This is a genomic window from Brucella sp. H1_1004 (assembly GCF_047308065.1).
In the GTDB taxonomy this organism is placed as follows: domain Bacteria; phylum Pseudomonadota; class Alphaproteobacteria; order Rhizobiales; family Rhizobiaceae; genus Brucella; species Brucella pseudogrignonensis_B.
On record NZ_JAYKZA010000001.1, the window covers coordinates 202373 to 224954 of the forward strand.

The window sequence follows — 22582 nt, forward strand, 5'->3', positions numbered from 1 at the left end:
TTGCGATAGTCTTATCATCGGAATAAATGAAATGATTTCAATGGTTTGCGATAGTTTGCACCAGTTTTTCCCTATATAACTATAGGGAAACAAGGGGGTACGGGGAAAAGCTTTATATATAGATGAGCTTAAACTGTCGCAACTATCGCAACTATTTGAATTAATTATAAAATTTAAGATTTCAAAACTATCGCAAACTATCGCGAACTATCGAAAGTGGTGTAAACGATGAAAACCGTAACGATTGAAGAACTTCTCGTCTGGGCTTTCGTTCACGAACTGCCAAAAGGTGGCGGCACTGATGGGCTGGATAGCATTCATTCTGCTTGGCGGCAATTGGAAGCTTCATCATGGGGGAAAGTTCTTGGCTATGCCGAACTGATGACGCTTGTGGATCGCGACCGTGCCGATCCCGGCACTTGGATTGAGCAAGGTGCTCCACATGAGGATGCACTTGAGGTTGGGCGTGCGGTGGCGCAGCTTGCGAAATATGACGTTATGTTTCCTGAAGGCTGGAACCCGGTCATTGATTGGACTGAGCAGGGCGAACTGACGCGCGATGCGATTTCCCGCGCAGTTGAGCGTTTCAGCCTGCGCCCTGCCAGCAAACGCGGCGCTTCCATCGTATCACTCGTGATCTCAACCGCTATTCTTGGTCGCTTGCCAGATTTTTATGCTCCAGAGCCTGAGCAAGCCATGATCGAGCGCAACGGCAAGCCAGCATGGTTTATGCGACGTACTGCGAAAGATGCATTCGGTCGGGAATATTCCCTCGAAGTGGATGGTTATAATCACCGCGCCAAGCGTCCACAGCGTGACGCATACGTAAAATACGAATTCCAGCCAGAACCGTTGTCCGATATTCTCGGACGGGTAGATTATCAGATTTGGATTGCTGCGCTTCTTGTGCTGGAATCAGCACTCGCAAAAAGCCTGACCTCGCATCGCTTGACGTATTCAGCGCTCTCGGCGACACCATGGCTTGAAGAAAAAGACATGCTTGGCGTCCAGCTTTTCCGGGCTTTTGAAGGTGTGAGCGCACAACATTTTGAAAAAGCTTGTTGACCTGCGGCGGAAAGTTGACTTACACCTTGGAGGCTAAAAAAGATTAGATGAAACCCCGGCGCACTCGCGACCGGGGTTTTTGTTTGGGGAGTTCAAAACGATGCTGAACGCCCGATGGGAGAATCTTGAAGGGTTACGCAAATATGCCAATGGCATTAAGCGGCTGAACACAGAGTTCCCCAAAGTCTTGCCGCGTATTGTGAACCAAGTCGGTAGAAGGTCGCGCACCCGTGTTGTACGCAATCTGACTAAACAGACAGGATTGCAGCGGCGGGTAATCGTTCGGGCAGTAAAGAACGTTGATACGGCAAAACCGGGTAAACTCCTATATTCTCTGCAATCGCGTGGTGGATTTGTCAGGTTAAAGTATTTCAGTGCCCGTGAAACTAGGCGCGGCGTTTCTGCCATCCCTTTTGGAAACCGCCAGATATTTGGCGGCACATTCATCATGGGTGGTCTGTTCCCGCACCGCCATGTGAAAAGTTGGAACTTAGATGGCCACGTCTATCGCCGAATAGGGAATGCTGCCAGCCGACGCGTCACGCAAGTCCGCTCCGAGGTTCGCATTCCAGATGAAATGATCCGGGGTGAGACGCGGGAAGCCTTTGAACATGAGGCTTCGGTGACTATGCCTCCGAGGGTCGAGGCGGTCATCCGAAAGCTCCTGACCTGACCCCACCCCCCTTTTTAGGGACCGTATGCCTCTAAAACCCACTGTACGGGCGTGCTCGACTGCCGAATTTCACCAGTAGGTCGTTTTGAAAGCGATACACGCATACACGTGCTTGCACGTGTGTATGCACACAACATTGAACGGATCATCATGTCAGACGGCGATTGGATTTCGATATCGGAAGCCGCGCAACGGCTGACCGAAATGGGCGACTTGGTAGAGCGCTCCACATTGTCCCGCTACATCAAGCAACATGGCGAAGCGATAGAAATCCGCGAAGAAGGCAAGGCGCGTCTGGTCGAGTTCAACACTCTTGTTGCTCACCGTGGCGAGAATATTCGTATCCGCGCGACTCCTCCCACTGCGCGGACGACTGCGGCGCAGGGCACATTCCGCCCTGCGCCGCGATTTGGTGGCAGCCAGTCAGACGGCGCAGCGCGCAAGGCGCAAGCCGACGCTGAGTTACGCGAGATGGATCTTGCAGAACGTCGCAAAACGCTGACGAAAGTATCGGAAGTTGATCGTGCGGGTCGTGATGCTGTCGCCCTCATGCAGAGCGCTTTCGAGCGAGCGCTTGAAACAGAAGCTGCAAACGCATCGGTAAAATACGGCTTTGATGAACGATCTGCGCGTATCGTGCTGAAAGCCTTCATGCGCAAGGGATTGGACGTATTCAATCAAACTATCCTCGGTAGGATCGATGCCATGCGTCAGCGCGACGAGGCAGACCTTGCCGATGAAACGAAAGAGGAAACCGAACTGCCATGAACGCCCCGGAGCCACACGAGCAATTTAAAGAATTGCCGCGTGGTGAAATGGTGCTCTTGCGAGGGCTGGAAGCTGCCAGTCGTCCGATTGAAAATCTGTCCATCTCGGAACATGCAGACCGGTACCGTAAAGTTTCACCTGAATCGGGTTCACCGTGGCCGGGGGATTTTCGCACCGACCGCGTGCCCTATCTTCGCGAGCCACAAGATTGCCTGCATCCAGACCACCCTGCACGTCGTTGCACAGCACGTTGGGCAGCGCAGCTTGGTAAATCGACAGCAATTGAAAATTGGTTTTGCTTCATCGTTGATCAGGCACCCGGTTCGATGATGATCGTGCTACCAACTTTGGAAGAAGCTACCAAGTTCAATCGTATCAAGCTACATCCAACGATTGAGGCAACACCGCGCATCAAACATAAGGTGCTTCCGGTCAACAGTCGCGATGAGCAAGGATCAACTACGGCATTCAAGCGCTTCGCAGGCGGTTTCTGTCAGATAGTCAACGCAGGTTCCTCTAAGGGCTTGCAGATGGTGTCGATCAAGTATCTCGCCATGGATGAGATCACCGGATATCTGAGTGATGTTGACGGTCGCGGAAGTCCACGCGATCAGGCTCGTGCGCGTCAGAAGATGCATGGCGACATGGCCAAGGAGTGGCAAGGTTCGACACCCGGCATCGCAGGGAGTTGTGCAATCTCCGAAGACTTCGATGCTGGCGATCAGCGCTATTATTACTTGCCCTGCCCGCACTGTCGTACATATCAGGCACTTGAATTTGATAATCTCTTGCCTGCTGACCCTGAGAATGGCCTGCCTGTTCACTTCCGCTGTATATCCTGCAACGAAGTGATCATTGATGGTCATAAGCATGAGATGCTTCCACAAGGAAAGTGGATCGCTCGCCGGGTTCGTGAAGGTGAGCCAGCCGTACCTTTGGCAATAGCCGAAGATCAGATTGATCACTGGCGCTGTGCCCCATGTGAGGGCCGTTGCAGAGAATGGCAACCATCTTGGCACTTGTGGGCGGGATATGCACCGCGTGAACGATGGGCCGACATATGGGCGCGGTGGACAGCGGCCCAAGGCAATATCACGAAGATGCGTACGTTCTTCCAGCAGGACTTGGCATTGCCATACGACCCTGCCGGCGTCGCCGTAGAGCATGAGAAAATAGTAGAGGCAGTTCGCAAAGAATTGCTGCCATCTAAGGTTATCCCCTCGTGGGCCGGGCTTATTGTCTCGACCGCCGACGTTCAGGGGTACGGTATCAAATGGATGGCTATCGCACTCGGTCCCCACGGCCAGTATCAGGTCATTGACCGTGACATATTTGAGGGTGCGCCAGACCAGACAGATGAGCCATGGATTGCTCTTGCCAATGCTTTTGAGCGGGAATACCCAACCGCAGGCGGTGGCATGAAGGGCATAGACCTTTCTGGCGTCGACTCCGGTTTCGCCACCGACCGCGTTTATCGCTTCTGCGCCCCACGCCCGAATGTCTATGCACTGGATGGACGAGCGGCGCAGGGACTGCCTTGGCTTGGAACTCCAGTCAAACGTGACATCAAAGACAAGAACCGGCGCATTATTGCAAAAGTGCTTTTGTACCCGGTCGGTCTTTACGACGTGAAAACCGCTGTTGTCGGAGCCTTAGCTAATCTTGTGCTGGGTGCTGATGAAAGCGGAAAGTGGTCGCGCAACACTCTGCATATCGGCAACGACCTTTGCGACGAAGATTTTGCCAAGGAATTGACTGCCGAAAGTCTGGTTGATCCTGACGAAGAGGCTCTTTCCAAACCTTCGCGCGGCAAACGTAAACTGATCCCGTCAAAGGCGGGACGCATCTGGAAAAAGATCGCGGGGCGTAAAAACGACTGGTTTGACACCACCGTATACGCTTTCGCACTCGGCTGGCACCTCGAACGCAAGCTGCGCCTGACCGCCGAGCGGTGGGCCGACCTGCTGGTCAAAGTTCATGGTGTGCCAGCCGAGGAAGATTTATTCGGCCATGCCGATACGAGTGTTTTCGACAAACTGCAGAAACCCAAAAAACAACGGGATAAAACTGCCCGGCGTGAGAAATGGAACAACCGATGAATCTGGTAGAACGTATCAAGGGGCTGGGTCGCGCCCTGCGCTCTGGAACGGCTCTGTCTGTCTCATCAATGCGTCCTGTCGCTCGCATGTTGCGGGACACAAAATCCGGCGCACTCGCTTCTCGTCAGGTTTCCATTGTCGATAGCAGAGATGAGATTCGGCGCAGCTGGTCGCGCGTTGCGGCTTATGCGCTGGATTTTATACAGAACTCCGGCAAACTCAAAGGTGCAAGTGATCAGGTCATAGCCGATACTGTTGGCGTTGAACTTATTCTGCAGCCACAGCCCGATCTGGCAGAATTCGGTTATGATCGTGATGAGGCCGCAAAACTCGTTGCTTTGATCAAGAAACGCTGGAAAAAATGGGCTTGGAATCCAGCCGAGTGTGATGCACGTGGCAAGTTTACCGTGCCGCAGATGGTGGATATTGGCCTGCGCTGGAACATGGCCTTCGGCGAAATTACCGGAATGATGACCTATATGAGCCGCGCCGAGCGCCGCAAATATGGGATCACCACTGGCCTTAAAGTCTGCATGATCCCGCCGAATAAACTGGTGCAGGATACCAATGAAACAGAAAACCTGTTTCAGGGTGTTTATCACGATGAAAACGGACGGCCTGTCGGTTATCTGTTTGAGGAAAAAGAGCGAGGATTCACCAAAAAAGTTCGCTATCCGGCAAAAGATGCTGATGGTCGGCCTATTATTCTGCACATTTTTGACCCTATCGATGCGACCGATGTTCGGGGAATTTCCGTTCTCGCATCGGCATTACGCAAACATGCGCAGAAAGAGACGCTGGACGAAGCCACATTGCAGACTGCTATTCTACAAACAGTCTTTGCAGCGGTATTGACCAGTGAAACGCCGTCACGCGAAGCCTTCGAGGCAATTGAGGCCATCGATGACGATAAAATTAAGGACGAATTGCGTGAAGACTTTGCAGACTTTTTTCAGGCAAAGATGGACAAAGCGGGCAGTTCAACCATCAACATAAACGGTACGCCGACAGTTTCTCATCTCGGCCCGGATGAAGATCTGCAATTCCGAACGGCTTCGACTCCTGGAGGCAGTTATCTTCCCTTCGCAGCAAGTCTTGATCGCGAAACAGCGCGGGCCATCGGCGTTACATACAGCAGCTACGCAATGGACCACTCGAACGCGACCTATTCCTCCGTTCGTATGGAAACAGCTACAATCTGGCCCATTGTACTACGCCGGCGTGAACGTCTCGCGGCTCCACTCAAACAGGCAATTTTCGAGAACTGGCTGGATGAGGAAGTGGGCGAAGGGCGCATAAAGCTCAAAGTCAGCTACGAAGTCTTTGCCGCCAATCGCGACAAGTTCACATGGGCGCTTTGGTATGGTCCGGCAGCGCCAACCGCTGATGATTATAAGAGTGAACGTGCTGTCTCAGAGCGCATTTCCAACGGCACATCCAGTGTAGCGATGGAATGCGGCGTAAAGGGCATTGACCCTGACGAACTGTTTGAACAGCAGGAGCGTGAGCATAACCGTTATGTCCTAGCTGGGATGCGCTCTCCGTATGAACGGCCCTACCAACAACCGCTACCAGATGATGATCCGGAGCCAGCGAAGAGCGGAAAGAAAGCTGCATGACCAACGTCAGAATCCGCAAAACCGAAATCGATCTGGATGATCCATGCAGCGCAGTGAAGAAGCTTCGCGGCTTGCGCATCCAGATTGTAGCCGGAGGCCAGACAGAAGTTGTACGTTTCGGCGATGACGAAGTGCGCTACGGCAAAGCCAATATTGCAGCGCTTGATCAAGAAATTGAGCGCCTCACAGCAGAGTGCCAGATGATCACAAACGGCACCCGTCGCAGATTTGCAAAGCGCATTCGCTTCTGCTGATTTAACAGGAGTTTCCACTATGCCCGTTCTTCAGAACGGCGAGCTCGTTCTGTACGGGTTCGTCGGTGATAACTATTGGGATGAAGGCTTTACAGCACAGGATGTGCTTGCAGCACTCGCGGAGGTTGGACGTGACACAGATATTACGGTGCGCATCAATTCCGCTGGCGGTTATGTCTATGACGGTGTTGCTATCTACAACGCCCTGATGGGGCATAAAGGCAAAGTGACCGTTGTTGTTGATGCCTTTGCCGGGTCCGCAGCATCCGTTATTGCTATGGCCGGTGAAGATCGCATCATGCGAACCGGCTCCATGATGATGATCCATGATCCCGCATCAGTCACTTACGGCAATGCCGATGATCATGAAGCTGCTGTCGGCTTTCTCAATAAGCTTGGCGACCTGATGGCGGATATTTACGCCGAGCGCACTGGCGAGGATGCAGAAATCATTCGCGCAGATATGCGCAAAGAAATCTGGCTCACCGGCGATGAAGCCGTTGCGAGAGGTCTCGCTACGGAAACAGAGAAAATCAAAGCCGTCGCTTTTTCCGCTTTCGATTATCGCATTTATGCCAATGCGCCCGACAAACTGAAGCGCATGGCTCAAAAGAATTCATGGTCCCTTGACCATGAGATGCACGCGGCTGCACCCGCCGCCGCGCCAACCAGTCACAAGGACAATGACATGACTGACAAGCCATTGGCGGGACAGATGCCCGCCGAAATTGCTACGGCAACTGCCAAGGCTGAAAAAGATACCAAAGACCGCATCAAGGCTATTACGACCAACCCTGAAGCCTTGGGGCGTGAAGCACTGGCAAACCATTTTGCCTACGACACTTCAATGTCGGCAGAAGATGCCATTGCAGCCCTTACGGTTGCACCGAAGGCATCAGCCAACGGCGAACCTGAGCCAGACCCTGCAGCAAGCTACGAGCAACGCCGCATACAAGCATCAGCTTTGCAGCAACCACAGCCGCCACGCACATCAATCGCCCCAAAGGCGAGCCTCAACACAAGCGACATCTATGCAGCTCGTCGCCAGATGGCCAAGTAGGAGACTGACCTATGGAAAATAAGATTATGGGTCCGCGCCCACTCGAATTCATCCTGAATGAGGGTGACGGACATATCTCACGCGATGTCGCAAAGATTCCTGCCGGTACGGGCAAGATTGAACCGGGCACGGTGCTGGGTGAACTCACCGCTGCAAAGGGCAGCTTCATTCCATCCCCTGCGACAGAAGTAGCGGGAAAAGAAGGTGCTGAAAAAGCAACAGCCATCATCTGTTACGCCGTTGATGCAACCGACAGCGATGCCGAGGCGGTCATATTGAATGTCCATGCCGAGGTGAAAACTTCGCTGCTGGTGTTCGACGCTTCAGTCAACGACGCTGCCAAGCAGTCGGCAAAACTTGAACAATTGCGCGCCGCTCACATTAAGGCCCGCTAAGGAGACGCCCACATGCCAGGACTTGATATTTTTAACGACGATGCGTTTTCCGTCCAGTCGCTGACCGCTTCTGTAAACAACGAACCTCATCGTCCCGGACAGATCGGTGCATCCGGTATGTTTGAAGAAGACAGTGTTACCACCACCATTGTCTCAATTGAGGAGCGCGACGGCGCACTCAGCCTTGTTGAACCATCTGAACGCGGTGGCCCCGGCGAAACTGCGACTGGTGAAGGAAGGCGTCTGATCCCGTTCGAAGTTGATCATTACGAGCGGAACGATTCTGTGAAGGCAGATGAAGTTCAGAACATTCGTGCATTCGGTAGCGAAAGTGAAGTCGAACAGGTCGAAAGCCGGGTTATGAGCAAGGCAAACCGCCACCTGCTCGACCTCGACATGACCCTAGAGCATCAGCGCGTCGGCGCGATCAAGGGGATTGTTACCTCAAAATCTGGTCGCGTTCTTCACGATCTGTACAATCGTTTCGGCATTGCTGTGCCCGCTGCAGTTTCGCTCAACCTGTCGAGTGACGCTGCAAAGGTTGACGAAATTCTGGAGCAGGAAGTAGCTTGGTCTATCGAAGATAATCTCGACAGCTTTTACGACCATTTCCATGTTTGGACCGGACGCGAGTTCCATCTAAAGCTCTGGGGCCACAAGCGTATTCGTGAGACATTTCTTGCGACCAATGGTGCAGGCCAATTGCGCGAAGCGATCCCCGACAAATTCACAGTCGGCAAGTTTGTATTCGAACGATACAAAACCGGAGCCAAAGCCACTGCTGACGCTGGTGCCGCTTACATCGCCCACAACGAGGGCCGTGTAACCCCGATGGGCGCACCCGGTTTGTTCATCACCCGCTTTGCACCGGCTGACTATATGGAGACGGTGAATACGCCGGGTCTGCCGCGCTATATGAAGCAGATTGTTCAACGCAACGGCAAGGGCGTGGATCTGGAAATTCAGTCCAATCCGATTTCGCTTTGCACAAAGCCCGGCGCGCTTCGCAAGCTTACCGTTTAACATCCCCATGATGATCGGCCCGCTAACCATGCGGGCTTTCATTCGGAACATGAGGCTCACTATGTCGAAGAAATCTACAATCGTCGTCGCATTCCCCCGTGGCGGCATAATCCCCGCATCTGTGTTGGACGCCAGCGATGACTATACCGCCCCGCCACACAAGCCGGTTGAAGTCCCGAAAGCATATGGTGAGCATCTGATTATAGATCGCCTGGCATATGATGTGCTTGAGGCCGATAAGCGCCGGAAGGCGCAAGCTGAAACGACAGCACAAAGTGCGGCCTCGTCTGATACCGACAAGGCCGAACTCGACCGCCTGAATACTTTGGCTGCCAACTTGACGGTAGAACGTGACAAACTGACTGTTCTGTTGGCAGATGAGGCTGGCAAAATCGAACGGCTTAAGACAGACAACAATAAACTTTCAGTCGATCTTGCGAAGGTTCAATTGTCGTTAAAAACTGCCACAGATACGATTGCGCAGTTGGAGGCAGACAAGGTTAAGCTTTCCGGTGCAGCTGGCGAGTTGCAGCGTGACCTCGACGAAGCACATCAATTGCTGAAGACTGAACGCGAGAATGTAGTAACTCTCACAGAACAACTGGCTGAAGCAACGAAGCCACCCGTTCAGCAGCAGGAATCTCTGAAAATGGAAGGCGAGACTGGAAAGTCGAAATGAGCCCGTCTCCATTTGAAGAGCATCGGGACGCCCTTTACGAAGAGGTAGATGCAGAATTTGCGGAGTCTATCCGCATTTTCCCACTCAAGAACGGCAAGACGATTGAAGGCCAACCGCCTGTTGAAATCGAAGCTGTTCTGCGCACCGAAGATCGGGCTTCATTGCAGCCAGATGGTGGAAACAATAGCGACTGGAATATCAAACTTGCAGCAGGCAAAGCAGCAATCGCGATTGACCGTGCACGGTATCCAATCATTGCTCTTTATAAGGGCTATCGTGTTTGTGCATTCACACGGTCAGGCCAGCCCATGTTTGAAGTTCAATTTGTTGATCCACGCTCTCATCGTCGTCTTTATGCAGCCCTTGGCGAATTTACTGCCGGGAAAACAGGGAATGTCTGATTATGAGCCTTGCCCGTATCGCTTTACGTGCTGCTGGCGTCGAAGCTCTGAAAGGCCGAACGCGCGCGCAGGATAATGTTCTGGATAGCGAAATCGGCATCATCGACAATGATGGTGCCGGAAATATCGAGATCGACTCCGATAGCTATTTCATCTCTGTTTATACAGATGCAGGAAAAGCGCAGGTCGGAGACAACGAACTTCGCGCTTTGCTATTGAATGGCAGGACTGAGCTTCTGTTTGAGACCGGCGTTACTGCCAAGATGTTGGTGGCCAGCCCGCAGAATGGTACAGCTATGATGCCGGAAATAGGCATCCCAGACACAGACGGCAATTTTGAATTCACGCTTGATCTGATCTCGCGTGAAATCGCGCAGGCATTAACCGATCCTGACAATACATGGGGACAGATTTTCCTAAGTTTCATTTATAGAACTGTGTCCCTTGAGCGAGGTCGGGTTGGCAATATCAGTGAAGGCATTCGCCTCGCCGCCCATCAGACTAAAATCACAGTCGATCTGATTGACGATCCAGAGCCGCGTAAATCTCTTGATCCGGACACGCCATTTTCTCGCTTCATCACTATGGCGAAAGCCAGCAATGATGAGAGTTTGCAAAAAAAGGCGACATTTATCGAAGCAATCATCACAGGTGAGCGGGAGCCGTGGGAACGACTGCAACAGGCCCACGGCATGACTTCGCAGGAGTTGTTGGCACTTGGGTTAGGTCCGCATCCGTCTGATGTTGATTGCGAAATGCATGCATGGACCGATGCAACAATCCAAATTGAGTGGATTTCGCCCGCGCAAAAGGTGCCATGATGCTCCGCGATCTTATCGGTATGAAAATCGACATTGAGATGCTGAAAACCACATTCGGCAAATCTCTCAAAGTTGGCCCGGTGGCAGCCGTTGACGCAAAAAAAGGTTATCGTATCAAGTTTGGTGAAGATGAAAATGGCCAGCCATTTTTGTCTCCTTGGTACCCACACCCAGAGTCAGGTGGTAACTCCAGCACGTGGATGCCGCTATCCTTGGGGCAGATCGTCGGAATGATTAACCCGAATGGTGACCCGCGACAGGGACTTCTTCTTAGGGGTGGGTTTTCGGATGCCAGCCAGCCACCAAGTAGTGACCTTCTGGCAAATGTGTTCCGGGCGTTCGGCGTAGACGCCACCGTGAAAGATGGCAAACTAACGATCAAGGGCGACCTTGTTGTTGATGGCAATGTCGATTTCAAAAACGGACACGTCAAACACAATGATACTGACATAGGTGACACGCACGTTCACAGCGGTATCGAGCGTGGACGAAGCGACACCGATCCTCCTTCAAATTAAAAGGCAGTAGCATGACATCGAAAACCTATCGCGTCCGTCCCGGCGTCGATTGGGTGAATGGCGCTCGCGTGCCAGCAACCCGCAAAGTCAGCTTATCGGATGTTGAGGCTCGATATGAGCTTGATCATGGTCGGATAGAATTACCAAGCACCAAGCAGCACACCGATGGCGGCGAAGGCAGTCAAGATGGTCGGGATTAGTCGTTATACAGGATTACCAGTTAGCAATCTGGAATCTGCTTATCTGGGTGTCGAAGTCATCCTTATGAGACGCATCGGCTCGCTTATCATGCGTCGTGAATTTGGTGCCGGCATTGTCGAATTGCTTGGTCGCAAAATGACACCTTATCTGTTCGCCGCTTTCCAATCTTTGATTGCAACTGCAATTGATCTCTGGGAGCCGCGCTTTCAGGTTCGCCGCGTCATCGTGACGGGCAGCATCGAAGAAATCAGAACTGGTCACGCCGGTTTTCAGATCCTCGCAGACTTCCGACCACGTGGTCATCTTGGCGATACGACTGTTGAGCGCATCGTTTCTTTTGGGCTTTCGATCAATTCCGGAAAGGTAGTGGTGAAATCGCTATGAGCACCGTCGCTTTTGACTTTTCCAGCCTGCCACCGCCAGAGATCATCAAGACATTCTATTTTGAAACGATTCTTGCAGAGCGGATGGATGATCTACGCCAGCGCCTTGTCGCTTCTGGCATAGATTACGATGTCGGCAATCTGGAAACGGACATTCTAAAAGTCGTGCACCTTGCGGATACTTATCGCGAAGTCGCGTTACGAACAGCCATTAACGATGCCGCGAAAGCCAACTTACTTGCCTTTGCCCTTCGAAGCGATCTGGATCATCTCGGCGCATTTTATGATGTGTACCGGCTGGAAGGCGAAGTGGACGAGGCTTACCGCTCGCGGCTCATCATCGAAATTAAGGGCCGTTCGCCGGGCGGGAGCGCATATTGGTATGAGGCGGCAGCGCGACGTTCTGATGTCCGTATTCGTAGTGTCAAAGTATACCGCGAAGCATTTTGGCCAATCATTCACATCGCAGTGCTTTCGCGAGAAAACGGAGGCATACCCGATCAGACAATGATGGATGCGGTCACGACGGAAGTAATGAGCGAGCGTGTTCGACTGCTGAATGATACTTTGATTGTTGAGCCAGCCGTTGCGACAGGAACAAATATCGAAGCAGACATCTGGCTATTGCCCGATGCGGCTTTTGGAATTCTCGATGCTCTTCCCGAAATACTGCGTCAAGCTTGGCTAGCTGAATCCGAGATTGGATTTGACCTTGAACTATCGTGGATAGAATCCCGGCTTCACGTTTCAGGTGTAAAGCGCGTCGATATTCTATCGCCCTCCGCGTCTGAAATTGCTGCACCCGGTGTGGCAATCTCACTGGGCAATATCAAACTCAATTATAAAGGACGGGATTATTGATGGAGCAGCAGCATCTTCTCGGCGACGATGCTGCGCCGACATCGTTGGAGCGGGTACTCTCCGAATCTCTCGATAATCTTCCGGTGCTTCTGCCTGGCACGGATGCGCTACGCGGTTTTAAATTCAATCCACCAGATTCCGTAGTGCCTTATCTGATTGCAGAATATGGATTGAATGAAATAGCCGACTATTTGCCCGATCTTCGAACCGTTCTGCAGGAAGGCATAATCTGGCAACGCCTGATCGGCACACCTGCTGCGCTGCATCGTGCATTACGCTGGATCAACCACGATGGCGACATTGAGGAGTTTCCGGCAACAAAGCGTAAGTGGTGGTGGTTTCAGGTTCATTTGCCGTTTGAAGTCAGGAACACCAATTTCGTCAAGCCTATGACGCAACTGGTAAAGGCTTCAAAGCCGCTGCGATCCGAGTTTGCCCGCGTGACAAGCGGCTGGGATGTGCGAGCCTTCCAGTTGAACAAGCACAGGCTCAACGGCGACGCCTTTCTAAATGATTGGTCCGGTGTGCGTCGTATAGCGGGCGAGCCGGTGTTGTCGCTTCGCGTCAATCATAAGCACCGCGTCATCGTGCCGACGGGCGGGCGTGTTGCTGTCGAGCGCACCCAACATATTCTCATGGTGAGAAACGTTGCCGTGCAAATTCCCGTTTCGCAGCCATCGGCCAGACTTGCGGCAACAGCAGCAATCCAAGTGGATTACCGCAATCGCGCAACCGTCAGCTTCCAGAACGCTCCGTTCGTCAATCAACCCTTCGGCACGCCGGTGCCGCGTGTTCAAACAGGATCAGAATAATGGCCGTGTTCACACAGGGCGGGCGCACCGTCCTTGCTCAAGCGCTTCTCAATATGACTTTGTTTCTGGCAGTCGGTGAAGGCGATGCAGAATGGGATAACCAGCCACTGCCGACAACGCCTGAAGAACAGGCAACGCGTGATGCTGCTCTCAGCGTGCTTTCTGATCTCGATAGCAAGGTGGGTGTAACGCGTACCCGCGAGAAATTCTTCGTCAAGCCAGACAATGCAGGCACAATCCTGATGAGTGATGGCGCGGCCTACTCCCAGAGCGAAGCGCCAACGCCTTATGTTTTTGTCCGCTTCCAGCTTGATCTGCCAGATGCAGCTGACACCACGCTGCGCGAAACCGGCATCCTTGTTGGAACACAACTGGCAGGCACGGTTCCTGCGGGTCAGCAATATATTCCCGCCGACAATGTCGTGAACTTCGGCACCATGATTGAGGTGGATCGTTTCGCGCCTATCGTTCGCGATGGTTCCATCGGCCAGACTTTCAGCTTTATTTTGACAATGTGAGGCGTGATGAACAGCATCATACAACGCGATGGCTATGGAAGCCGCTTTGATCGCTCGCGAAAGCGCCATGCAATCGCCTATCCTGATCGTGCAATTTATCTGCAATCGAAGGACTTGAACGAAGCGCAGGATATAGCGCTCGACCATACCCGCCGCGTGGCTGAATACATCCTTCAGGACGGCCGCATTGTCGACGGCACAGACCCTGTCGTCACGGCTCCGGACGATGATCATATTCGCGTGCAGATTCCGGCATGTGCTATTTACTTTGGTGGCATTGTTCATGACGTGGAGGCAGCGGACTTCACCTTGTCGAACAAAGGCGAGATCGTCATCGGCGTTCGCCATTCCGACCGTCTGGTGACTGATCTTGAGGACGCAACCCTTAAAGGTGATATTGAAGGCACAGAGGCATTTGCAGAAGATGGCCCGGCCCGCGTCGAAATCACCATCACATGGGGCCACTCGCAGGATGGCAATGCAGAACCCGTTCTTTCGGTGTTTCAGGTGCGCGACGGTGTCATTCTCACCACCTCGACCAACATCGACTTTTCGGAGATCTACAACGCGATTGGCGATTATTCGCGTGAGAGCAACGGCTCGTTCGTCAATAACGGCTTTCTGGTCACAGCCTTGGGGCCGAATGCTGACAGCAAACAGGTTTTCTCTGTCTCTGAAGGCACCGCCTATGTGAATGGTCGCCGCGTTATTCGCCGCCAGTCCCTTCGGTTTGATTATGAGGAAAACCCTGATTTGCGCAATGTGGATGCCGAACCGCATCCGTTTACCGCAGCCACAGGCGGAACACAGGTTTTTACAGTTTCCAAGGCTCCGATTGCCGAAGTGCGCCGCGTAACCGTCGAGAAGGAAATCACGGACACAATCGTCCATGGTCCCTATACCGGCGTAACTGATCCTCTGCCGCATTCGTCAGTGACTGCTATCCTCGAAATAAAATCGGGCAGCACGATTTACACGACGCCAGCTGACTGGCTGCTTTCGCAGGGTCAAATTGACTGGTCTCCTTCGGGCAAGGAACCCGCGCCCGGCGCGTCATATACGGTCAAATACCGCTACAATCAGAATATCCAGCCTGATGCCGTGGGTCGCGATACAGTCACCGTCACGAGTGCTGCCAATGGCACCAACGTGCTGTTTGATTACCGCTACAAGCTACCGCGCATTGACGTGATCGCAGTCGAGCCATCGGGCGGCATGGTCTATCTGACCGGCGTATCGGCTGTTTCCCGCCCTCGCCCACCGGAAGTTCCTGCCGACCGGCTGGAGATTGCTCGGGTCTATAATGATTGGGGCCGCCCGCCGCGTATTGAGATCACACAGGTGCGTAACTTCACCTATGACCGCATCACGCGCATGGAGCAGATGCTGATCAACGTTTACGATCTGGTGGCGCAAGAGCGTTTGAAAAACGATATTTCATCGCGTGAGGTAGCAGCCAAGCGCGGTCTCTTTGTCGATCCGTTTATCGACGATGATCTTCGCGATCAGGGTATTGCTCAAACCGCCGCAATCGTCGGCGGCAAGCTTCGTCTGCCGATCAAGTCCACGTTGCATGAATTTCCGGCATTCATGGAAATTCAGCATCTCGATTTCAGCGAAGACATAATCATCAGACAGAACCGTCGCAGCGGTTCCATGAAGATCAATCCTTACCAGACGTTCACGCCCATGCCGGGCCGTGCCAGCGTCGAACCTTCAACCGACTTCTGGACGGAAAAGCGCACAAGCTGGACGTCACCGGAAACGCAAGCCTTTGAAGCGTCTGATGGGGAATACATCACCGGCATTTCGCTTGAACAGCAGGTTGAGAAAATCCGTGAAACAATCATCTCCGCCGAATTTATCCGGGCGCGAGATGTGAACTTCCGACTGGAAGGCTTCATTGAGAATGAAACTTTATCCGGCGTTTGGTTCGATGACATTGAGGTCACCTTTACCGTGGCTGGTCCTGCCGATGCTGATGGCGTTATGACGGGTGAGTTCACCATTCCTGCCAATGTGCCGGCAGGGTCAAAGTCCGTCTTCTTTGAAGGCAGCGTCGGAACGGATGCAGGTTGCACTTATGTTGGGCGTGGCGAAATCACGGTTGAGGAATATCGATTGACAAGTTCGCTGGAAACTTCCACCGAAAGCATGCCGCAACCGATCATCAACAACACCGTCATTAACAACGTAACCAACGTTACAAACGTGACCAATGCCAATAATTCCACCACGGTGAGCCGTGGCGGTGACGGTGGCGGGCGTGGCGGTGGGCATGACCCACTGGCGCAAACATTCACGCTGGATCAATCCCGGTGTCTTTATGGCATTCGGCTGATGTGCGCAAAAATCGGCTCACCGTCCAATTCCATTCTGGTGCAGGTCAGAACGGTAGAAGTCGGCCTTCCAACATCGGAAGTGATTGCGGAAGCTTTTGTGGCTGGCACCGTATTGCGTGAAGGAGAGACATTTACGGCAATGTTCAAGTATCCGGTGTTTATTCCGGGTGGCCGTGAATATTCCTTTGTGGTGCTGACCGATGACGGCGAGCATGAACTCTTCGTTGCGTCCATCGGCAAGATCGATCTCGACACAAATTCGATTGTGACCGGGCAGCCGTTCACAGTTGGCGTCTTGTTATCATCGTCCAATGCCTCGACATGGACCGTTCACAATGAATCCGATCTCTGGTTTGAACTAATCGCTTGCCGGTTCAATCCCGTTGAAAAGGTTGTGCCTATTGGTTCATTCACGCCTGCGAAAATGTCAGATGTGATCATTCGTGCTGGTGTTGAATGCCCTGATCCATCGGTCGATGTCAGCATTCGACTGACCCGGCCAAGCGGCGAGGTTATCAATTCCGCTCCTAGCCAGGTCATCAGCTTTGATCACTACATTCAGAATGAAACCATACAGGTGGCGGCGGTTCTGCGCGGAACCGAGCGAGTAACACCATTCATCTTTCCAAATGTGCAGATCATTGATGGTGAGTTGCAGACGACTGCCGATTATGTGACCCGCGCAGTGGACGCGACGGATGCTAACCGGGTGCTTGTGACTTTTGACGCAAAGCTTCCGGCAAATTCCTCTGCGCAAGTGCAGATCGGCATTCCCGGCAATTACGAGACAGTCAATGTGTCAGGCGCAACACCGCTTGGTGATGGGCTGGTCGAGCAGACGTTCACTCGTACCAACTATCCAGCCGCCAATCTGGACGCGCGAACTCGCATTGTTCTTACAGGAACACCCGCATCGCGCCCGGAAATTTCCGGCTTCCGTATGCTACTTTCAAAGGTGTGATAAATGGCAAAGACCATAAACTACGATTGGGATTTACCATCGCCGGGCGGTCTCCAGCTTGGTGAGATCGCCAAGATTGCCACCACATTCACAGCGATTGATGTGAAGATAAAGTCGTTTGAGACGGCTTTATCGACCCACAAACATGCCTTTGCTGATCTTACAAACAAGCCGACCACGCTGGGAGGTTTCGGGATAACGGACGGCATGACAGCCGATGAGGTTGCACAGGCGATCAAGTCGGCTGTCGATAATCTGGTGAATGGATCAGGCGAAGCTCTTGATACGCTGAAAGAGCTTGCCGACGCCCTTGGCAATGATCCCAACTTTGCCACTTCGGTTGGCACAGCATTGGGTGTTCGGGTCCGCGTCGATGCGGCAACAAACTTTAGCCTTGCGCAGCGAGTGCAGGGCCGAGCGAATATTGACGCGCTTGGAACAGTGGACAAAGGCGCAGCTGGTGGCGTGGCATCACTCGACAGCGGCGGCAAAGTTCCTGCTGCACAATTGCCAGCACTCACCACAACCGCGACAGTTGGTGCGGCTATAGCGGGTTCAAACGGTAAAGTGACGCCTGCGGACGGTGACTTCTTTACCGGTGTCGAAGCCGGTAGTTCGACCATGTTCAAAACGACATGGGCCAACATAAAGGCAGCGCTTCAAGCCTTCTTTGATGGAAGATATCTCCGCTTAATCGGGGGAACCCTTACTGGTCCATTAGCCCTATTATACCCTCGAAGTAATGCGGCTGTAGGGGACAGAAACTATACCCCTGCTTATATTGGGCGAATTGGAAGTGCAAACCTTGAAGTAACGTTCTTTGGTGAGGAGCGTGTAGGGACGGATGTACGTGCTGTAATATCCGCTAAGTCTGGCTCAGTTATAAATTACTTCGCCTTTACTCATACTGGCGATCTAGAAGTGACCAAGACTGTGCATTGTTCGGACGTTCGAGCTAGTGGTTGGGTTTATTCTGGCACAGCTACATTCCGTACTGATGGGAATATATTTGGCTCTAAATGGAATGATCGCTTCGGAAACTGGGATGCGGGTGAGGGTATTTTCAATCGGATTGAACAACGCGCACGCGAATATGCCGATGATAGAAAGAATGGTTGCTTAACTGACACACGCGTCGCTGGGTGGGTAGAATGGGATAATGCTGCGGCTGGCCGCAATGTTTGGAACCACGCACCAAGCGGATATTTCGTAACCTCAACAAAACAAGACACATCTTCTACTGTTCAGGCTCGTTATTTCGCGGCGCGCCAGCCGCAGATTTATATACCAGCGGTTGGCTGGCGCGCACTTGGAGGTTGGTAATGAAAAATTTTGGTCGGCTTAAAGCTTCAAGAGAACTGGTTGAAATGCCCGGTGTCAAAATTACCGAAACAGAAACTGGTGAACCAATCTTTGAGGCAGGCAAAACACTCGCCGTTATATTTTTTCGCGATGGTGACGGGGTCGATATTGTTGACGCGGCGAAGTTAAATCCTCACCCATTCTACATTGCGGTTGATGGTAAAGGCTCAATCGTCTCGATGGCCGACGACATAGAACATTCGCAGATTGATGGTCTGGATATTATCGGCATAGATCAAGACTATGGATTTAGCTGGGGGCAAGGAGGTAATGTTTACGGCAAGATATGGAATGGACTGGCAATCATCGAACCCGAAACCAACGAATTTTTGCTGCCAGACGAGATTAGTCGCCGACAGTTTTTCCAGCATCTAACACAACTGGAAATTATCACCCGTCAAGAGGCGTTGTCAGCTATGCAAAATGGGGCAATTCCATCCCGGTTACAGGAAATTATCGACCAGCTTCCATCCGAGGATAGTCGCTTTGAAGCTCAAATGTTCGTTATTGGAGCTCAGAATTTCCATCGCTTGCACTGGCTAACGGACGCTGTGCGAGAAGCTATGCAATGGTCCGTGGCTGAGAGGGACGATTTTTGGCGGATTGCCGCCGCCCTATAGATGAAAATTGACTTACTTGTCGCTGGTTTCTAATAGTCAGCCACTATTTAGAGGTCCGCGATGAAATCATACGTTATCAACTTAAACCGTAGCTCAGACAGATTGAATTTCATGTCTGCGCAATTTGCGGCATACGAATTGCCTTTTGAGCGGGTCGAAGCTGTTGACGGGCGGTTATTCTCTAATGATGAATTGGCTACTTACTTCCAGATGAGCCAAAACTGGCCCGACCCGCTTGGCCCAGCAGAAATTGGCTGCTTTCTTTCTCATCGTAAATGCTTGGAAAAAGCAGCTAATAGCGATGAGGCTTTTACGGCAATTTTCGAAGATGATGTGACTTTGAGCAAAGGCGCAGCATTACTTCTATCGTCAGATAAATGGATACCTTCCGACGCGGATATTGTAAAAATAGAGGCTTCTGGGCATGAAGTTTTAATATCTCGACCAGTCGTAATTGAAGATCAATATGCTGTCACACGCCTGCGCTCCCGGCATTTGCTGACGGGAGGATATGTTGTTTCACGTAGTGGAGCACAGAGGCTGCTCAAACTGATGAACAAAGTTCCTGCACCTATAGATCATTTCCTTTTTGATCCGGAAGACGGTCCCTTTAACGAGTTTGATATGTATCAGGTTACACCAGCTATCTGTTGGCAGTCGGGCTTAGAGAGTACTATTGGAAACAACAGGCCACGTAAAAGACGACCAGCATTCTTCCCACTTCTATGGCGTGAAGCTAAAAGGTTCGTACGCCGCACAATGCGCAACACAAAAGGCACATGTGTAAATTTAACGCGGACTGGAAAATGGGGACCGATACCCCGCGACAATAATGTCATCTAGTCTTCACCATTAACTATAATTCTTATTACCAAGCCCGGCCTTTGTGCTGGGCTTTTTGTTGCCGAAATCAGCCCGTGGCGGGGCAAATCCTGAAATCCAAAAGGAGCTAACCCGATGTCGACACCGACTTTCGGCATGACTTTCACACGCCCTAAAGATGAACCGTTGCCAGTACTCGGCGCAGATTTTTCTAAAATACTGCTCATCGAAACATCAGATAACGCATCGGCAACTGAATATCCGGTTGATACGCCAGTTCGCATTTCCAGCAGTAATCGCGATTCTGTCGAGGCACTCGGTACAGGTTATCTCGCTGATGCTGTAAAGGGGATCAATGCGCAGCTTACGGGTCTGAATGCTGGCGCTGATGTAACAATCTTCCGCGTTAAGGAAGGCGCTGATGTAGCCGCAACTTCTGCAGCTATTGCGGAGTGTTTGGCCAGCGTCTCCGAAATCCCTTCGGCGGTCAACGCCACTCCGCGTATTGTCTGGGCTGGGCGAACTGCATGGCGACCAGATGCAGATACGGTCAACCCGATTGTGGCGGCACTGCCAGCAGCTTGTGAGCGCCTGCTTGCTATTGCCCCTGTCGATGTTGACGATACATCAGCAGCGCTCGCAATCTCCGCGCGCGAAACAATGAACTCCCAACGGCTTATGCCCATTGGTGTTGCCGCTCGTGTTTACGAAGGCACCAATATTGTTACCAGACCTATGGGACCGCGTGTGGCGGGCTTGTTTGCATCCGTTGACAATCAAAATGGTGGCAAGCCATTTGAAACGATTGCCAATCGGCCAATTCAAGGTCTGGCTGGGCTTTCCCGTAATATTAACTTCTCGCTTTTTGACGGGTCGACCGAAGGCCAGCAGATGCTGGAGGGAAACGTATCGATTGTCACACGCGGTGAAACGGGTGTGGACGGTGCGGTTGCTGATGGCGGCTTTGTGTTCATCGGCACCGATAACGCTGAAACGGGCGAACTCTGGCAGCAAATCCATCAGGTTCGAGGCGCAGATTATCTCACGATTAAACTCGCTCAGATTACCCGCCAGTTTCTCGGTCCAAAAATCAGTGCAGATACAGCGGAAGCGTGGCTGAATTCACAAAAATTCATGCTGCGTGACCACAAGGTCGACAACGATATTCTGGGATTTGAGGTGAAGTTTATCGCCGACAAGAACAGCCCTGAACAAATTCGCCTTGGTCATCTCACCGTTAATCTTGGCATTGAGCCAGCCCCTGCTTTCAAAGTGGCTAATCACGAAATTCGACGCTACCGCCCAGCTGTTGAAGGTCTGGTCGCGGAAATTATCGCCCGTCTTAACGCTACTGCCTAAGTCAACATCTTTCATATACAACACTGAAGGAACTGCCATGCAGCCTCTTTATATGCTCGCAGCCGTCGATGTGCGCCGCGCAGAACAAGCCGGCACATCCCGCGCCACAACGATTGCGAAACTGACTATCCCAGCAATCAAATTTGCTACCGCCTCCCACAATCCGGGTGGCGGTGTTATGGCGGCAGATTTTGCCTTGCCTCGTATTGAAGCACCTGAACCTGCAATGGAAATCAAAGGTTTTGATACCGATGTGTTCCGCGGGATGGGACAGGTTGACCGCTGGGTTTTTGCAGCAGCAGTCCGAGACAAGAAAACCGGAGCGACGCTACCAGCTCGAGCGATTATCGAGGGTGCAATCGTTGAATGGACACCTGACGAAGGTAGCCCAGAAGATTTCATGGGCTGCACCCATTCCTTCAAGGAAGTCACTCACTACGAGTTCCATCTCAATGGCGAAGAGCTTTGGTATGTCGATTTCTGGGAGCGCGTTTTGCGCTCTGGTGGGGTTGACCACTTTGGCGACGTTCGTCGTGCACTCGGTGCTTAATAAACAATCATAAGGGTATTAATTATGGAAGATGAACTGATCGTCCCACACACTTTGCTGGTGCCAATCGCTGATAAGAACGGCGGCAAAATCACAGAACTGAAATTTGCCGAACCTGATGTGGGGCAGATGATTGCTGTCGAAGAAACAGCTAAGGGCGACATAGAGCGCACCATGCGAATCCTCGCGATGATGTGTGGCGTACCTTTCGATCTGTTCTCGAAAGTTAAGGGCCGTGACATTACCCAGATCATCGTGAAAACCGAAAGCATCTTGGGAAACGTGAGATAGGGCGCGGATCCGACTGGCGAGGTCTCGCCGTCCTACTATCTCATTATACCAACACTCCCAGAACAATCGTTGACCGTTACGCCTGCTCCCACGCACTTCGGGAGCGGGATGCTGTTCATCGTGTT

25 protein-coding genes are annotated in these 22582 nt (G+C 52.2%); all 25 read left to right on the forward strand.

The features are described from left to right. Positions 1-228 precede the first annotated feature (228 nt). The 25 genes from U2P60_RS01025 to U2P60_RS01145 all read left to right on the forward strand — a co-directional run bounded on the left by U2P60_RS01025 (position 229) and on the right by U2P60_RS01145 (position 22457). Positions 229-1065, forward strand: a complete 837-nt coding sequence (locus U2P60_RS01025) for a hypothetical protein (RefSeq protein WP_413570866.1) — start codon at positions 229-231, stop codon at positions 1063-1065. Positions 1066-1165: 100 nt separating this feature from the next. After that, positions 1166-1738, forward strand: coding sequence for a hypothetical protein (locus tag U2P60_RS01030; RefSeq protein ID WP_413570867.1), 573 nt, complete (start codon positions 1166-1168; stop codon positions 1736-1738). Between the two features lie 150 nt (positions 1739-1888). Beyond that, positions 1889-2506 (forward strand): hypothetical protein, encoded by a 618-nt coding sequence (locus U2P60_RS01035; RefSeq protein ID WP_413570868.1) that lies wholly within the window; start codon positions 1889-1891, stop codon positions 2504-2506. After that, positions 2503-4605: a terminase gpA endonuclease subunit gene (locus tag U2P60_RS01040; RefSeq protein ID WP_413570869.1), complete on the forward strand. Its 2103-nt coding sequence runs from the start codon at positions 2503-2505 to the stop codon at positions 4603-4605. Before U2P60_RS01035 ends, U2P60_RS01040 begins: the two co-directional genes overlap by 4 nt. Continuing rightward, positions 4602-6224 carry a phage portal protein gene (locus U2P60_RS01045; RefSeq protein ID WP_413570870.1) on the forward strand — a complete coding sequence of 541 codons (1623 nt, stop codon included), beginning with the start codon at positions 4602-4604 and terminating at the stop codon, positions 6222-6224. The genes U2P60_RS01040 and U2P60_RS01045 overlap by 4 nt, the downstream gene beginning before the upstream one ends. After that, the gene (locus U2P60_RS01050; RefSeq protein ID WP_413570871.1) at positions 6221-6478 is read left to right on the forward strand and encodes a hypothetical protein; all 258 of its coding nucleotides are present in this window, start codon (positions 6221-6223) and stop codon (positions 6476-6478) included. Before U2P60_RS01045 ends, U2P60_RS01050 begins: the two co-directional genes overlap by 4 nt. Positions 6479-6497: 19 nt before the next feature. After that, positions 6498-7538, forward strand: a complete 1041-nt coding sequence (locus U2P60_RS01055; RefSeq protein WP_413570872.1) for a head maturation protease, ClpP-related — start codon at positions 6498-6500, stop codon at positions 7536-7538. 11 nt (positions 7539-7549) lie between these two features. Further along, positions 7550-7933, forward strand: a complete 384-nt coding sequence (locus U2P60_RS01060; protein ID WP_413570873.1) for a head decoration protein — start codon at positions 7550-7552, stop codon at positions 7931-7933. A 12-nt stretch (positions 7934-7945) separates the two neighbouring features. Beyond that, positions 7946-8956 carry a major capsid protein gene (locus U2P60_RS01065; protein WP_413570874.1) on the forward strand — a complete coding sequence of 337 codons (1011 nt, stop codon included), beginning with the start codon at positions 7946-7948 and terminating at the stop codon, positions 8954-8956. A 61-nt stretch (positions 8957-9017) separates the two neighbouring features. Next, positions 9018-9635: a hypothetical protein gene (locus tag U2P60_RS01070; protein ID WP_413570875.1), complete on the forward strand. Its 618-nt coding sequence runs from the start codon at positions 9018-9020 to the stop codon at positions 9633-9635. Beyond that, on the forward strand, positions 9632-10036 hold the full coding sequence (locus U2P60_RS01075) for a hypothetical protein (RefSeq protein WP_413570876.1): 405 nt from the start codon (positions 9632-9634) through the stop codon (positions 10034-10036). Before U2P60_RS01070 ends, U2P60_RS01075 begins: the two co-directional genes overlap by 4 nt. A 2-nt stretch (positions 10037-10038) precedes the next feature. Further along, positions 10039-10857 (forward strand): hypothetical protein, encoded by an 819-nt coding sequence (locus tag U2P60_RS01080; protein WP_413570877.1) that lies wholly within the window; start codon positions 10039-10041, stop codon positions 10855-10857. After that, entirely contained in the window at positions 10854-11375 is a 522-nt protein-coding gene (locus U2P60_RS01085) for a baseplate assembly protein (protein WP_413570878.1), read from the forward strand. Before U2P60_RS01080 ends, U2P60_RS01085 begins: the two co-directional genes overlap by 4 nt. An 11-nt stretch (positions 11376-11386) precedes the next feature. Next, positions 11387-11575, forward strand: a complete 189-nt coding sequence (locus U2P60_RS01090) for a hypothetical protein (RefSeq protein WP_413570879.1) — start codon at positions 11387-11389, stop codon at positions 11573-11575. Further along, a complete protein-coding gene (locus tag U2P60_RS01095) occupies positions 11541-11960 on the forward strand; it encodes a GPW/gp25 family protein (protein WP_413570880.1) in 420 nt (139 codons plus the stop codon). Before U2P60_RS01090 ends, U2P60_RS01095 begins: the two co-directional genes overlap by 35 nt. Beyond that, the gene (locus tag U2P60_RS01100) at positions 11957-12820 is read left to right on the forward strand and encodes a baseplate J/gp47 family protein (protein WP_413570881.1); all 864 of its coding nucleotides are present in this window, start codon (positions 11957-11959) and stop codon (positions 12818-12820) included. The genes U2P60_RS01095 and U2P60_RS01100 overlap by 4 nt, the downstream gene beginning before the upstream one ends. Next, positions 12820-13632, forward strand: a complete 813-nt coding sequence (locus tag U2P60_RS01105) for a phage tail protein (RefSeq protein WP_413570882.1) — start codon at positions 12820-12822, stop codon at positions 13630-13632. The genes U2P60_RS01100 and U2P60_RS01105 overlap by 1 nt, the downstream gene beginning before the upstream one ends. Further along, the gene (locus U2P60_RS01110; RefSeq protein WP_413570883.1) at positions 13632-14150 is read left to right on the forward strand and encodes a hypothetical protein; all 519 of its coding nucleotides are present in this window, start codon (positions 13632-13634) and stop codon (positions 14148-14150) included. The genes U2P60_RS01105 and U2P60_RS01110 overlap by 1 nt, the downstream gene beginning before the upstream one ends. Before the next feature lie 6 nt (positions 14151-14156). Next, positions 14157-17453, forward strand: a complete 3297-nt coding sequence (locus U2P60_RS01115) for a DUF4815 domain-containing protein (protein WP_413570884.1) — start codon at positions 14157-14159, stop codon at positions 17451-17453. A 3-nt stretch (positions 17454-17456) separates the two neighbouring features. Beyond that, positions 17457-18776 (forward strand): hypothetical protein, encoded by a 1320-nt coding sequence (locus U2P60_RS01120; protein WP_413570885.1) that lies wholly within the window; start codon positions 17457-17459, stop codon positions 18774-18776. Further along, the gene (locus tag U2P60_RS01125; protein ID WP_413570886.1) at positions 18776-19435 is read left to right on the forward strand and encodes a hypothetical protein; all 660 of its coding nucleotides are present in this window, start codon (positions 18776-18778) and stop codon (positions 19433-19435) included. The genes U2P60_RS01120 and U2P60_RS01125 overlap by 1 nt, the downstream gene beginning before the upstream one ends. A 60-nt stretch (positions 19436-19495) precedes the next feature. Next, a complete protein-coding gene (locus U2P60_RS01130; RefSeq protein ID WP_413570887.1) occupies positions 19496-20278 on the forward strand; it encodes a glycosyltransferase family 25 protein in 783 nt (260 codons plus the stop codon). A 114-nt stretch (positions 20279-20392) separates the two neighbouring features. Beyond that, entirely contained in the window at positions 20393-21616 is a 1224-nt protein-coding gene (locus U2P60_RS01135) for a phage tail sheath family protein (RefSeq protein WP_413570888.1), read from the forward strand. A 37-nt stretch (positions 21617-21653) separates the two neighbouring features. Further along, entirely contained in the window at positions 21654-22166 is a 513-nt protein-coding gene (locus U2P60_RS01140; RefSeq protein ID WP_413570889.1) for a phage major tail tube protein, read from the forward strand. A 24-nt stretch (positions 22167-22190) separates the two neighbouring features. Next, positions 22191-22457: a phage tail assembly protein gene (locus U2P60_RS01145; RefSeq protein WP_413570890.1), complete on the forward strand. Its 267-nt coding sequence runs from the start codon at positions 22191-22193 to the stop codon at positions 22455-22457. The last annotated feature ends 125 nt before the right edge of the window (positions 22458-22582 follow it).

What these genes read in the sequence shown, in the direction of transcription:
- U2P60_RS01025 (WP_413570866.1), top strand. Translation starts at nt 229, where the DNA reads ATGAAAACCGTAACGATTGAAGAACTTCTCGTCTGGGCTTTCGTTCAC.
- U2P60_RS01030 (WP_413570867.1), top strand. Translation starts at nt 1,166, where the DNA reads ATGCTGAACGCCCGATGGGAGAATCTTGAAGGGTTACGCAAATATGCC.
- U2P60_RS01035 (WP_413570868.1), top strand. Translation starts at nt 1,889, where the DNA reads ATGTCAGACGGCGATTGGATTTCGATATCGGAAGCCGCGCAACGGCTG.
- U2P60_RS01040 (WP_413570869.1), top strand. Translation starts at nt 2,503, where the DNA reads ATGAACGCCCCGGAGCCACACGAGCAATTTAAAGAATTGCCGCGTGGT.
- U2P60_RS01045 (WP_413570870.1), top strand. Translation starts at nt 4,602, where the DNA reads ATGAATCTGGTAGAACGTATCAAGGGGCTGGGTCGCGCCCTGCGCTCT.
- U2P60_RS01050 (WP_413570871.1), top strand. Translation starts at nt 6,221, where the DNA reads ATGACCAACGTCAGAATCCGCAAAACCGAAATCGATCTGGATGATCCA.
- U2P60_RS01055 (WP_413570872.1), top strand. Translation starts at nt 6,498, where the DNA reads ATGCCCGTTCTTCAGAACGGCGAGCTCGTTCTGTACGGGTTCGTCGGT.
- U2P60_RS01060 (WP_413570873.1), top strand. Translation starts at nt 7,550, where the DNA reads ATGGAAAATAAGATTATGGGTCCGCGCCCACTCGAATTCATCCTGAAT.
- U2P60_RS01065 (WP_413570874.1), top strand. Translation starts at nt 7,946, where the DNA reads ATGCCAGGACTTGATATTTTTAACGACGATGCGTTTTCCGTCCAGTCG.
- U2P60_RS01070 (WP_413570875.1), top strand. Translation starts at nt 9,018, where the DNA reads ATGTCGAAGAAATCTACAATCGTCGTCGCATTCCCCCGTGGCGGCATA.
- U2P60_RS01075 (WP_413570876.1), top strand. Translation starts at nt 9,632, where the DNA reads ATGAGCCCGTCTCCATTTGAAGAGCATCGGGACGCCCTTTACGAAGAG.
- U2P60_RS01080 (WP_413570877.1), top strand. Translation starts at nt 10,039, where the DNA reads ATGAGCCTTGCCCGTATCGCTTTACGTGCTGCTGGCGTCGAAGCTCTG.
- U2P60_RS01085 (WP_413570878.1), top strand. Translation starts at nt 10,854, where the DNA reads ATGATGCTCCGCGATCTTATCGGTATGAAAATCGACATTGAGATGCTG.
- U2P60_RS01090 (WP_413570879.1), top strand. Translation starts at nt 11,387, where the DNA reads ATGACATCGAAAACCTATCGCGTCCGTCCCGGCGTCGATTGGGTGAAT.
- U2P60_RS01095 (WP_413570880.1), top strand. Translation starts at nt 11,541, where the DNA reads ATGGCGGCGAAGGCAGTCAAGATGGTCGGGATTAGTCGTTATACAGGA.
- U2P60_RS01100 (WP_413570881.1), top strand. Translation starts at nt 11,957, where the DNA reads ATGAGCACCGTCGCTTTTGACTTTTCCAGCCTGCCACCGCCAGAGATC.
- U2P60_RS01105 (WP_413570882.1), top strand. Translation starts at nt 12,820, where the DNA reads ATGGAGCAGCAGCATCTTCTCGGCGACGATGCTGCGCCGACATCGTTG.
- U2P60_RS01110 (WP_413570883.1), top strand. Translation starts at nt 13,632, where the DNA reads ATGGCCGTGTTCACACAGGGCGGGCGCACCGTCCTTGCTCAAGCGCTT.
- U2P60_RS01115 (WP_413570884.1), top strand. Translation starts at nt 14,157, where the DNA reads ATGAACAGCATCATACAACGCGATGGCTATGGAAGCCGCTTTGATCGC.
- U2P60_RS01120 (WP_413570885.1), top strand. Translation starts at nt 17,457, where the DNA reads ATGGCAAAGACCATAAACTACGATTGGGATTTACCATCGCCGGGCGGT.
- U2P60_RS01125 (WP_413570886.1), top strand. Translation starts at nt 18,776, where the DNA reads ATGAAAAATTTTGGTCGGCTTAAAGCTTCAAGAGAACTGGTTGAAATG.
- U2P60_RS01130 (WP_413570887.1), top strand. Translation starts at nt 19,496, where the DNA reads ATGAAATCATACGTTATCAACTTAAACCGTAGCTCAGACAGATTGAAT.
- U2P60_RS01135 (WP_413570888.1), top strand. Translation starts at nt 20,393, where the DNA reads ATGTCGACACCGACTTTCGGCATGACTTTCACACGCCCTAAAGATGAA.
- U2P60_RS01140 (WP_413570889.1), top strand. Translation starts at nt 21,654, where the DNA reads ATGCAGCCTCTTTATATGCTCGCAGCCGTCGATGTGCGCCGCGCAGAA.
- U2P60_RS01145 (WP_413570890.1), top strand. Translation starts at nt 22,191, where the DNA reads ATGGAAGATGAACTGATCGTCCCACACACTTTGCTGGTGCCAATCGCT.